The following is a 12919-nucleotide window of genomic DNA, read 5'->3' on the forward strand; positions in this document are numbered from 1 at the left end:
TGCCGGGCTTCCTCCACTTGATACTGGTCTTGATGTTTGATTTCCTTCACTTACTCCTTGTCTTACTGTTCCTGGTGTTTGACTTCCTTCACTTACTCCCTGTCTTACTCCTCCTGGTGTTTGACTTCCTTCACTTGCTCCTTGCCTTACCGCTCCGGCTGTTGGATTTCCTTCACTTGTTCCTTGTCTTACTGTTCCCGGTGTTTGACTTCCTTCACTTGCTCCTTGTCTTACTCCTCCTTGTGTTTGGCTTCCTTCACTCGCTCCTTGTCTCACTGTTCCTGGCGTTTGGCTTCCTTCACTTGCTCCCTGTCTTACTCCTCCTGGTGTTTGGCTTCCTTCACTTGCTCCCTGTCTTACTCCTCCTGCTGCTTGATTTCCTTCACTTGCTCCACTTACTTTTCCAGCCTCCTTCATTTCATCTTGAAGACTTGTTGTTCCTGATTCTTGCCCACTTGCTACCTCTGGTTTTTCATTCCCTTCTTTTTTCATATCTTCTTGAATAGATGGATTACCACCATTCTTTTTATCTTCTTCCTTATTTAAGTTACCTTTTTCCTTTTCTTTATTTGCTACATCATTGCCTTGTGTTTTTTTTTGATCCGCTTTTTTCATTTGATCTTGCAAGGACTCTTTCCTTTCCGACTCATTCCCTTTTTTCAAACCACTTACGAGACCAGCCATACCACCTGTTGCCATCGCTGCCGCACTTGCTGTTTTGGCTGCTGCAACACCAGTTCCTTCTGCTGCACCTTTCGCCCCTTTTCCAATCATATTTCCTAGACCCTTCATTGGTTTTGAATTTGCAAGAGCGCCAATTCCTTTACCAAGTGCGAAACCACCTGCTAACATGCCCCAACTGCTCTTTAATCCAATATCTATTCCAAATAATCTTTCTACGACTGCCGGGCCATCTAGAACTGCCATACTAAATGCCGCTAATGCAATCAGATACGGTACACCATTTAATTTGTCATGGAGAAACGCCGTTCCCATTATATATAGCTTCAAAGACAGGAATATCATAATTGTTGCTATAAATATATTGAGGATATTGGATAACACAGCTTTTAACTTTTGACCATTCGCAACATCGGCTGGTGCTATTATGTTCACCAACAAGTAGTTAAATGCCAATTCATAAAATAATCTAGCTAATTTAATACTTACCAATAACAACGTTGCGCCAGTTATCAGTAAAGTAAAGAATATATTCCAGAAATTCCAATGCCAGCGATAATACTTTTCGGGAAAGAAATCAAACCATCCATCTTTTAATTCTGCTAAAGATGCGACTCCCATCCCATCCATTACCCTTTTATTTTTGAGGATATCTTGCCCACCTTCAGATAACTCCTTATCCTTTGCAAACTCAAAATCCGAATCAATCTTTTCTGTAATATCTATCTGTCTAATATTTTTTTCAGGAATATTGTTTTTCGGATTCATATCCTCTTTCTTTTTCCATCCATTTTGATCTATTACTGCAACATCCGTTATGTTCTTCTTAATAATTTCATCACTTAAAGAGCCTTTTTGCTCTGATTTTACAACCGCAATTGCATCATCGGTGAACTTATCGACCTTTGTCATGCCAGTGCTTAATAAACAAAGTACACTCAATGTTACGAAAATATTGATGATAATTTGAGAACGATTCATTTGTTTGTTCATAATAAACATGTAGCCAATATATAAAAACGAAATGGCTAAAAGAACGACAAACAATGGATATAACATATCAACAAAATTTTGTATTTCCGGTGAATTAAAGAATCCTTTAATCCCCAGTATGGCATCTGTCACACCTTCTAAAGCATCTACAACTAAAGATAAGCCTACAATTAGGAACCATCCTAACCAACGCAATACATAATTCACGATGTCTCCTACTTGAAGATAATCCGAGAACGTTTCTAAAACCTTTAAAATCTCTTCATCTTTCACTATTTATCCTCCTCTCATGCTTACTACTGCCCTAATACTTCTTTTGCTGTCCAATTCACTCTTTCATTCAGTCTGTCAATACGAATAATCAATTTTCCTTTTTGTTCCCGATCTACTGAAAGGAAAAGAACCGCATCTTCCAGACCAAGAATGACCTCATTTTCTTCTGTTACAAATGGCGAGTAACTATCTAAAATCAATTGCATTTTATCCGTTATTGTCGGTACACCCATTACCTCTTCCCCCTTTATATTTGGATTCAAAAAAGCACTCAATCATTTGAGTGCTTTCTAACTTGTTACTTGTTCTTTTTCTTCTAAATCACGCAAGATTCGATTAATCTTGTTTTCGACTGCTTGATAAACACTTTTGTCGATGTGGTCATTGTGAGCTAACATTTGAAATTCACTGTAAAACTCGCCCATTTCTTGATTTTCAACTTCATCTATTGATTTACCTAATTGCGCTAAAAAGAACTTATCAACCAGTTTCAAAACTGCTAAATCAGATTCGAAAAATTCATTAACCGTTTTTTCTTTCCAATTTTCAATGGAGAGGGAATTAAACGGGCTATCTTCCTGCTGAAACGCCTCTTCCGGAATCTCTTCATCAATTCCCATCATTGTTGGTTCTTCTACTGGCTGCGGTGTCTCTATTTGGGAAGAAGCTTCTTGTTCTTGTACTTGTTCTGGTTCTGATGTTTTTTTCTCAATTTGTTCTGCTTTTCTCTCTCCTAGAAAATCTACAATAAGTGATTTTGGATTTACATCATCATGTAGAGAATCAATATCTATATCTAAAATAGATTTATCTGTATCGAACTCTACTCCTAAGTACTCCCATCTGTATTTTAAGGCTGTTTCCCCCGTATTATAAATCGGGCGAGGTCTGATCCGTTTTCTGTTATTATCCTGACGTTTTATGACACGAATAACGGCACTTTCTCCTTCTTTAAAATTCATAAGTTCATTTGCTGTTAACAATGGTCGTTGATCTAGACCTTCCGTTTTATTTTTATCAGTAGAAAGACCTTTTCCACTTCGGGAAGGTAGGTTAATTGTCTGATTCCCTAGTTTTTTGGACACTTTTTCGGCGGTTTCTTGATCGTTAGTTAGAATGTAGATGGTATTCCCACAGTTTCCATCAATCGTATCTGCATCCTCACCATACTTATTTTTTAATTGTGCATATGCCTGGATTACAAGGTTAAAGCGAACATTTCTACCAAGACAAACCGTGATAATATTTGCCATTCCTTCAATACTCGGCATATTGTAGGGTAAGAACCCGGCGCCTTAAGACCTCTCGGTCTTAGGTTTCCGAGAACTCCCCCCCGAACCGTACGTACCCCTCTCAAGGTATACGGCTCTCCGTCTCTTCAGTCTAGCTTCCCGTTATGCAGGTCACGATGACACTTTCGACAAAGTATCATTGTTTTACGGTTCCTTGCTATCATCTGTCTTTCCCATTTCTTTTTCCCTTTAAGGTTCTTTAACTTTCGAACATGATGAACTTCCATTGAGCCTTCTTCAGCCTTACACCATTCACATTGATTAGCCATCAACCTTTGAATAAGCGATGTTCGGGATTGGTAGGATACTTCCGAAGGAAGTTTTTCTATATCCTTTTTAGTTATAGGAGCTTTATTCCTACGAAATCCCTTATCATAAAGCACTTCCGTTTTCTTGCCGGACTTTGTCTTATAACTGACTTGGAATATTCCATTCACCATAAATTTTTGTTTAGCTTTGCCTAAGGTAGTACGGTACTTATTTGCTAAGGTTTTATACATAGAGTATTCCAGGAGATACTTATAACTGTTTAAATGGCACACATTCACCGCCAGTTGATAATATTGATAGGTTCCACGTATTTGAGCGTTATAGTTCCTTAAAATCTCAAGAGGCACTAATTTAATTAACTCTGGACGGTGAATTGGTTTCCATTGACCTGTCTTTTGGTTGACTTTTATTGCCCCTTTTTTAAATAGGCGACTATAGACAAGATCAGCAGGCATATATAGTTCACACTTTAACGAGAATGCTCTTGTTTTTATTCCATCGCTTCGCCGTTTGGAGTGGAAATCTCGTCCAACTTTAACGTCGTAACCTAAAAATCGAGCCTTATTTCTTGTGTTTGTTATAAGTGTTTTCTCCTCAGATAATGTTAGCTTAAGTTCAGATTTCAAGAAATTAGCGATGTCTTTCTTTGTTCTATTCGCATCTTCCTTACTCCCAATAACCCCAATTAGAAAGTCATCGGCGTATCTCACATATTGAATTCGTTTATAATTCTCATCCATTGGATACCGTTGAGGAGTGCGTTCTCTTTCAGCTAATAACTCACGTATCTTATTGGTCAACTCTTTTTCCCGTACTTCATCTTTTTCTTTAGCTTCCCTTAGTTTTTTCTTAGCCCTACTTATCTGATGTTGTATTTTAGAATAAACTGGATTTGTCCTTTTAGTCTTTCCTACATCAAAAGTTGACTTATAACGATTCATAAAATTATCTAATTCATTTAAATAAATATTTGCTAATAAGGGGCTAAGGATACCACCTTGTGGTGTACCACTAAACGTCTTATGGAACTTCCAGTCTTCTAAATAACCGGCTCTAAGAAACTTCCATATAAGCGCAATAAATTGTTCATCATCTATCCTTTTCCTTAGAGTATAGATAAGGATATGATGATTAATATTGTCAAAAAAGCCTTCAATATCACCTTCGATGAACCATCTACTCCCAGTAAACGTGCCTTTAACCTGTATTAGAGCTGTATGGCAGCTCTTTTCAGGGCGGAACCCATGAGAAAACTTACTAAAAGTTGGTTCATAGATAGATTCTAGTAGGGTTTTTATGACTTCTTGGACTAACTTATCTTCTACGGAAGGTATGCCTAACGGACGCTTTTTTCCATTTTTCTTTGGAATATAAACTCTTCTTACTGGTTTTGGCTGATAAGAATAATCTCGCAATTTATCAATTAATCCTGAGATTCTTCTCTTAGACATTCCGTCAATGGTCTTTCCATCTGTTCCAGCAGTCATATTTCCTTCGCTAGCGTATATGTTTTGATAAGCTTCAAGGAAAAATAATGGATTGTACAGATTTCGATATAATTTCTTGTATTTGTACCCTGCTTTCTTACTGTGAGATGCTAGATTTTCTAATACGATTTTTGGGCTTCGCAAGAGCCTCACGCCCCTTCCCAATTTAATATTAGTCGAAAAGACTGTTCTCCTTCGCCTTGTACGAGGCTTTCCCTCGCTCTGACTACTACGAGAACTCCGTTGCCATATTGGATTTTCATGAGCCACATACCTTGCTTTTTACACTTGGTATCATCCTCAATAGCCTCCTTACGAGGCACTCCAAGTTAGGCAATCCCCATTTAGTACATATAGAGACTAGACTAATTATGATGTCGGATGCCACTTTCGTCCGTTACTTGTTATTCAAGTTAGTCAGTCTTTGGTCTGCCATACGTAACACGTATGTTCAATGGAAACTTCGGCAATATTTCCATTCTTAGACTGCGAAGCGTTTCAATGACCCTTCACTTCGGGCGACGATACTCCACTTTGGACTATGGTTCAAGCAGTTTGGCCTTCATCCTTATTCATAACATTTTTACCTTGCCCCTCAGTCGTACCTAGGTCATTTAGGTAACTTAGGGCTTTCCTTGCATGCTCTGGTCCCCTCCGGGTTTCCCCTTCTAGGTAAGCAAGGTGGTAAATGGGTTAAGCACAGACTCCCATCTCTTGTCTAAGGAGATTCTCTACATGCCCGTATGGGCGCACTCCAAACTCATCTAGGCAAAAAACCACTTCACGGTGACATTTCCCTCCACGAGCGAGGGATGCACCCTTTGCCAATATAAAATAAAGCTGCCTTACAAAAATAGAAGCAATCACATGATTCGAAGAATCAAAGTCTGGTGTAATCATAAAAATAGCTACTGGCTTATCGAAATAATCCACTTTTGTTATTTTTATATCTTTATTTTCTTCTACTACTTTAAATTCTGTATGACCTGTTTTTTCATCTATTTTTGTAATAGAAATAGATGTTTTCGTTTGAGGATCTTCCTTTTCATTACATTGAATGGTATCTCCAACTTGTATTACTTGTTTGAAATCTAATGCAAAACGTCCTGTAATATCTGCCTTAATAGACTCCTTTGAGCCATCTGGAAATACAATTTCTACTCGTTTTCTAGATGTTACTTTTCCTTTTATCGTTTTTCCAAAACCGACACGTTTTAAATCCACACTATTTTTTGCGGTCATTTTAGCGATTTCATCAAATGTAAAAATAGAAAGTCCATTCATTGTTTGGGTAAAAATCCCGCCTCGTGTCGTTCCTTTTGAGAAGTTTGAGGTTGCATATTGCATCTTCGCAACACTATCCGCCGGTAAACCTTCAAAGTATAAATCTAATGCATTTTGTGGATCTGCTTCCGGATCTACGATTACTTCTTTTGAACCAAGTTCTGATAACATATTTGCAACTGCATACATTGTGATTTTTTCTTCTGTACCTTCCGCAATACATTTATCTGTAACTGCTAATATCATGGCGTTACACAAGCTCATAGCGCACTGTTGCCAAAAAGGATCTTTTACAGTTGGGTTGTAATACAAAGTGTGTGAGAGTGTTTTACATAATGCCTGTGCCGTTGAATAATCTCCATCTTTATAGGCATCTTTGACAAGCTGCAATAAGTTATAACTCATAGAATCAAGTGGAGTTAACAGGTTCAAAACTTCAATGTGATACCCTCGTTCTTCCAACGTTTCTTTCGATGCACTGAATAATTCACCCTTTGGATCGTTAAAAATTAAAGATGGTTTATGTTCCGCTCTAGAATAGACATCAATTGTAGGAAATACAAAGGTTTCCCCTTTACCAGAGCGTGTTGTACCAATAATTAAATTGTTTACCGGGCTATCATCAATAAATACCTTATCACCTAGTCGAGAAATAACAACACCACCGCCACCTTTAAATGATTCTTCTCGATCTGGTACCGCTCGGTATTGCTTTTTCAACTCTTCAACTGTTGTAAAACGACTAGATCCTTTCTGATGATTATTTAAGTTTTTAAAGGAAGATTTCAGCTTATACACCGTTCTTGCAATGGTTCCAATCACTACAAGGAAAACAAGCATGTAGTATATCGGATGCTCTGCAATCGGCATCTGAAAAAGAAATCCTACCTCCATATGAAATGGTTTGGGGTGTAATAAATCACTAAATGTTGTTTCTATCAGCTCTAAAGATAAGTTGAGTAAAAAATTAGCGATTAAAACCATTCCAACAAACAAAAAAGCACTCAATGGAATGAGTACTTCTTTTTCAGCTAATTTATATTTGATTGATATCTTTTCACTATACATATCAAAGCATCACCTCTGTTCAATCTAGCCACACGTATTACTTTTTCAAACCAAATCCGGAATCATAATTATATTTTTCATACTCTGTTATCTTATCGAAATCATTCGTTACATCTAAAGATATGATGTATCGAAATTTCTTAGTAATTTGAGCATCTGTTGGCATTTGTTGAAAACTCGCTATTACTTTTATATCGGAATCCTTCATTTGTTGAAGAAAATATATAAAATCTTCCTGACATAAATAATTGGTTTCATCTACAATTACATATTCAAATTGTTTAGCTATATTTATCACATCTTCTGTAATTTTAAAATTCCTATATCCCTCATTTGATTCACAATCTAAATATTGTAAAGTCACATGCCCCTCTGTTTGCTTCTCAAATTCTTCGTCTTCGTATTCCCTCAGTGGATCTAACACTAAAACTTTTGATAAACTTAAAGCCATTTTCTTCAATTCCCTCGTTTTCCCTGTCCCTACTCGACCTACCACCATTAAACTTTTATCTAGATTTGAAATTTGTACTAAATTTGCACTATTAACAAACATCTATATGACTCCTTTCAGTAAAAAAATTAGATTACATGTATTTTCAAATAAAAAAGGTACTCTTTTTATGAGTACCTTTTTGACAATATCAGTTGGTTTTTTCTTTATTTACTCGCTACCATCTTTTCATTTTGTTTCAGAACTGGCTTTTCTTGATTCGTTGTTTTCTCTGGTTCTGTCGGCTTCTCTGGATTTGTTGGCTTTTCTGGTTCTGTCGGCTTCTCTGGATTTGTTGGCTTTTCTGGTTCTGTTGGTTTCTCTGGATTTGTTGGTTTCTCTGGTTCTGTTGGTTTCTCTGGATTTGTTGGTTTCTCTGGTTCTGTTGGTTTCTCTGGTTCTGTTGGTTTCTCTGGATCTGTCGGTTTCTCTGGATTTGTTGGTTTTTCTGGCTCTGTCGGTTTCTCTGGATTTGTTGGTTTTTCCGGCTCTATTGGTGGCTCTATAGGTGGGTTTGGTTTTTCTGTCCCTGTATTTTCCGTATTACCATTCTCACCCTCCATTATAATTGGTGGGTTCACAATTGCATCTGGTTTCTTCTCTGGTGGAAGAATATCTCCTATACTCGCTACTGAAGAATCAATATTTTGATCGCCAAATGCAAAGTGATCTCCATTCACGGTGACTTGTGGCTTATTATCTGTAATAGCTGCTATCACATTATCTTTTGTTGTATCTTGAAGTGATTTATCTGTCGTTTCTTTATCAAAGAGTGCTAGAACACGAGAAGTGGTGTCATCCCCATTTTGAAGATTACTTACAATAGATTTTTCTTTAAAATTAATTTTTGATTTATCCAGCTCTTCAAGTACATAAGCAACTTCATTATCCTTACTTTGAATTGCATTCTCTGTAATTGCTTCGAAATCTTGTTTGTTCAGATTTTCTTTCTTTTCCTCCGGCTTATTCTTATCTACCTTTTTTGTAATGGCTGTTTTACTTTTTGATGATTCCTTACTTCCAAACCAACTGCACCCTGTCGTACTCAATATCAATGAACCACCAAGAAAAACAATTCCCATTTTTTTGTACAGATTCTCATAATTTAAAGGCATGTTATTCTCTCCCCCTTAGATGTTCTGTAGATCTTTATCGATTTTTTCAATCTTAGATTTCTTTTCCTCTTCACTTATCGTAGATTGTTGGACATCTCGTTTCTCTAATTCTTTAACCTCTTTCATTAAGTTTTTATTTCCTTGCGTTTTGGCAAAAGAATAACAATCTTCATATTTTTTTAGATTTATAAAAGCTTCAGCAATCAGTTTCTCACGTCTACCATCCATATTGACTTTCCCCTTAAGCTTAATTACCTCCTCATATTTCTTATTAAGCGCTGCCTTTTCAAAGTCGATTACATCATTTTTGACATCAATTTCATTGATTTTATTCATGTTGTCTATCCCAATAAAATAAGCAACCACACTTTCTGCAAATTTAGGCTCATATTGTAGTGCCTTATTTGCCTTTCCATTTAATAAATAAGTAAATAAAACTGCCTTCTGACTATCTTTATCTAATTCTGTGTAATTGACCTTATCGAAGTATTTGACAGCTTCTCCATATTGTTGAATGGCTGCCTGTTGTAATCCTTTTACTACATATTGTTCAGAACCAGCATTTGCACTCGAAACTGGCTCGGAAGAGAATAACTTAAAGGCAAATATGGCACCAGCTCCAATTAACACCACACTTCCTATAACACTCGCAATAATCTTGAATCCTTTTCTATTTTCCTTTCCAGGCTTTACTTGTGTTTTTACTTCAGCCGATGGACTATAAGAGGGTTCTTCCTTCCTTTCTGGTGATTCTTCTTGATATTCATATTCTTCATGAAAAGGAGAATCATTGATTTCTCTTTCTAATGTTTCTAACAGCTCCTTCTTTTGTTCCTCTTGTTCCGGATCTAATTGCATCACATTCATTTTTTTAGAAATGTGATCAAAAATGTGATCTGCATATCTCGAACCAAGTGATAATGTACCGTTATAAATTTCATTGGAATGACCATCTAACAAATCAAAATCAATATGTTCTTGCCGCCCTGCCTCTCTATAAACTCGTTCTAATCGCTTCGTTAAGATATAAGCTTCATGAAACGAATATTGCTTACCCAACTCAATTTCTGTTCCATTGCTACTCTTAAAAATGACAAACATGGCTTCTCCTTTCTTCCGTTTAATTTAAATTCACTTCGAATGATCTCTTGAATTATTATTTTCAGCTTTATTGGTTGCGTACTTATGATAGATACAAAAAACAGAAATCAATACCCAAATAACTATGAAGAATATCACAGCTCTTAACAATGCTTCTGGTTTTAGCATTGAGATAATTGGTTGTATATCACCAATAACCAGAGCACTTTCAAATACACTTGGCACCCCCATAATTCCCCTCCTAATTTCTTAATAAAACTCAAATTCCATAAAAAAAGGCAACAAAAAAAGCCATACCCTTTGCATAGCCTCCTCATTGCCTTAATTATATTTTTTCACTATTTCATCCAGAAAAACGGGAATAAAATTTGACCAAATTTCACATTGCTATTTACGCTCTCTGCTAAGTATTGGCATCCCATTACGATAACAAGTCCGACTGCCCCACCAATAAACCACCAAACACATTTATGTCTCCCTCGTTCACCACCCCATATTAAGAGGTAAGCGCCAAAACAAAAAACAATTGCTGTACTAACTATTGCTCCTCTTTGCATCCATGTAATAAATGAAGTACCCGTATTAATTAGACCATCCATCGCATCACCTAACACTAACATTTGAGATAATGTTTCCAACATTGACATATACATTCACTCCCTTTTCATTTTTAAATGCTTATACGTTACTAAGCTGACTTGTTTCATTCGCCTTGCTGTCTTCCTTTACTTCTGTTGATGTTGCTTTATAAGCTTGTAAAGCTTTCATTACTAAATCTTGATTTTCTTCAATGTATTTCTGATGATGTAAATGAAGCCAATGGTTATAATCCTGACCATTGGCTCTTAATAGGTTTGCTACCATATCTTTTTCTTTTTTTAATTCCCTCTGTGTAATCGCCACTATATCACCACCTTTCAATGATTATGTGATTACTTCTGATATTGTTCTTTGCAATTTTGAATAAAGAACCCCACTTCTTTTTCAAATTCAGATGGTTTAATTTTTTCAAACTTAATTGCTTTCTTCAACTCTCCTTTTTCATAGTAGGCAAGGGTATCACGTTTTTGTGACAAACCAAAGTCGTGCTGATTACTTGTTCTTGGTACATCTTCTCTACCTCCAAATAATTCTTTCACCTGGACGTTGTTTTGTTTTGCTAATTTTCCAACATTAAAGAGGATATCTTCTCTTGTTTTTTTATCATTATTCAACATAACAAAACCTGTGCCATCCTCACTCATGAACTTCTTCATTTCTAACGGACTAAGTTCCATTACTTCCCCTTTTCCCGAACTAAAGACAAATGTTGAACCAATACCAATTGCAATTAACAGTCCAACTACAGCGGAAATGATCCACCCTTTACGACTCATACATGTTCCTCCCTATGTCATATTTTTATAAGCGATTTTGAAGTGTGATGAGACACATCTAAACTTCAACATCTGTCTTTATTTTATAACATTTAAAGGAAAGTGGGATAGAAAATGGAAATATCATTTATGGCTGGAATGACGAACCCTGTATTGGTATGCGTATAGAAACTAACCCCGACCTAGCTTCTATAGGCCCAATACCGCACTACGTATTTTGGCGCGAACGTAGAACCTTATGTATCTACTGTTTGTATGGTTCATCGCTTCTTCAGAATGTCAAAATGGGATATTCCTCACGATCACTAGCGCAAACAGATTTTTGATACAATGCATTTCCAATGGTCACAGATATGAGTTTTACGTACGCACTCTTCTAACGATAATCGTATACCTAACCCCTCTAGTGACCGTTTCAAGGGAGGCACGCATATATATTGAAAGCCGTATATCATCCTTCTACATCATTACTGAAAGGAAGATATACGCAATATACATCTAAATTGTCAAAGAGCAAATTACTTTGTGCTCTGTTCTCAGCACACTTCAAAATCGCTTTTTTTATTTACACTTTTGTTTTACGGCTACTAGTTCCGCTTGTTTATGTTTCCTTTTTGCGATCAAGTTTTGATGTTCGTCTCTGACAGAACGCACTTGATAATAAATTTGAGCTACATTTTCAATGCTTCCTGTGTTATTTTCAATTGCGATGGTGCCTTTCAGTTCGTATGTTTTTCCATCAAAAGTTTTGACACTATGAGCTTGTGATGCGGCAATATCATAGAATGTGAGCCTTTGTTCTTTTCCCATATGAACGCCTCCTATTTTTGATAAAGAAGGGAGAAAAACGCTTCTCCCTTGTATAGTTTTCTAGCCATCTAGATAGGATAAAATAGTGAACGAGTGCTTGATATCATGCTAGGATTGTTGTGTTGTACGAAGTGATAATGCGTTGTGCTGCCTCTTTTCCGTATATGTGCTGTAATGCGGATTGAGATTCAACTACGATTGAATGCTGAATGTGGTATGTTGCGCTTTCTTTTAAAAACTGCTCCATATGAGGGATTGGGTACAAATCATATTGATGAAATACCAGGTGAATCGGTCTTATATTCTTGCATTCTGTTAGATATTGAAGAAAATTTGATAATGCTTCCCCTCTCTCTTGATACGTACTCGTTTCCGTTTCTACACTGATGTACACAACGGATTTTTGTTTTAGATCCATTTGTAGTGTTTCATAACCAGTTAGTAAATCATGTTTGATGATTTGATATCCTTGTTTTCGTTTTTCTTGATGGGTATCTTCATAAAAGATGCCTTTCGGATCAAAAATGAAAATAAAATCATCTGTTGTTTTCTTCACACCTTCTATGACCGTTTTATAAGCTCCAAAACGAGCTTTTATGACACCTGCAACCTTTTCCCCTTCATTCAGTTCTTTCAACGCTCTAATCACCTTTGTATACTTCTTAGCTACGCCTAACAT

Annotated in this window: 12 protein-coding genes and 2 pseudogenes; all 14 read right to left on the reverse strand. The window is 36.5% G+C overall.

The window, feature by feature from the left end; genetic code table 11:
- Positions 1 to 1947: pLS20_p028 family conjugation system transmembrane protein (locus tag DN392_RS26550; protein WP_149238117.1), on the reverse strand; the 1947-nt coding region annotated here is incomplete at its 3' end.
- 23 nt (positions 1948 to 1970) lie between these two features.
- Positions 1971 to 2180, reverse strand: a complete 210-nt coding sequence (locus DN392_RS26555; RefSeq protein ID WP_000538815.1) for a hypothetical protein — start codon at positions 2178 to 2180, stop codon at positions 1971 to 1973.
- Positions 2181 to 2237: 57 nt separating this feature from the next.
- A pseudogene (locus tag DN392_RS26560) lies at positions 2238 to 3221 on the reverse strand (TraG/TraD/VirD4 family protein); the annotation flags it as partial.
- Between the two features lie 104 nt (positions 3222 to 3325).
- Entirely contained in the window at positions 3326 to 5140 is a 1815-nt protein-coding gene (locus DN392_RS26565) for a reverse transcriptase/maturase family protein (protein ID WP_179955928.1), read from the reverse strand.
- 600 nt (positions 5141 to 5740) lie between these two features.
- A pseudogene (locus DN392_RS26570) lies at positions 5741 to 7348 on the reverse strand (VirD4-like conjugal transfer protein, CD1115 family); the annotation flags it as partial.
- A 37-nt stretch (positions 7349 to 7385) separates the two neighbouring features.
- Complete coding sequence (locus tag DN392_RS26575) at positions 7386 to 7901, reverse strand: hypothetical protein (protein ID WP_149238118.1); 516 nt, start codon at positions 7899 to 7901, stop codon at positions 7386 to 7388.
- Between the two features lie 104 nt (positions 7902 to 8005).
- Entirely contained in the window at positions 8006 to 8953 is a 948-nt protein-coding gene (locus DN392_RS30635; protein WP_218944218.1) for a hypothetical protein, read from the reverse strand.
- Positions 8954 to 8968: 15 nt separating this feature from the next.
- The gene (locus tag DN392_RS26585; RefSeq protein ID WP_149238119.1) at positions 8969 to 10054 is read right to left on the reverse strand and encodes a hypothetical protein; all 1086 of its coding nucleotides are present in this window, start codon (positions 10052 to 10054) and stop codon (positions 8969 to 8971) included.
- 30 nt (positions 10055 to 10084) lie between these two features.
- On the reverse strand, positions 10085 to 10285 hold the full coding sequence (locus DN392_RS26590; RefSeq protein WP_149238120.1) for a hypothetical protein: 201 nt from the start codon (positions 10283 to 10285) through the stop codon (positions 10085 to 10087).
- Positions 10286 to 10392: 107 nt separating this feature from the next.
- Positions 10393 to 10701: a hypothetical protein gene (locus tag DN392_RS26595; protein WP_002169619.1), complete on the reverse strand. Its 309-nt coding sequence runs from the start codon at positions 10699 to 10701 to the stop codon at positions 10393 to 10395.
- A gap of 31 nt (positions 10702 to 10732) precedes the next feature.
- Positions 10733 to 10957, reverse strand: coding sequence for a hypothetical protein (locus DN392_RS26600; protein WP_149238121.1), 225 nt, complete (start codon positions 10955 to 10957; stop codon positions 10733 to 10735).
- A gap of 29 nt (positions 10958 to 10986) precedes the next feature.
- Entirely contained in the window at positions 10987 to 11430 is a 444-nt protein-coding gene (locus DN392_RS26605) for a hypothetical protein (protein ID WP_000087507.1), read from the reverse strand.
- Between the two features lie 561 nt (positions 11431 to 11991).
- Positions 11992 to 12240, reverse strand: coding sequence for a hypothetical protein (locus DN392_RS26610; protein ID WP_002090828.1), 249 nt, complete (start codon positions 12238 to 12240; stop codon positions 11992 to 11994).
- Positions 12241 to 12343: 103 nt separating this feature from the next.
- Positions 12344 to 12919: a TraM recognition domain-containing protein gene (locus tag DN392_RS26615; protein ID WP_065486252.1), complete on the reverse strand. Its 576-nt coding sequence runs from the start codon at positions 12917 to 12919 to the stop codon at positions 12344 to 12346.

This window comes from Bacillus sp. BB51/4, from assembly GCF_008368845.1.
GTDB classification, from domain to species: domain Bacteria; phylum Bacillota; class Bacilli; order Bacillales; family Bacillaceae_G; genus Bacillus_A; species Bacillus_A wiedmannii.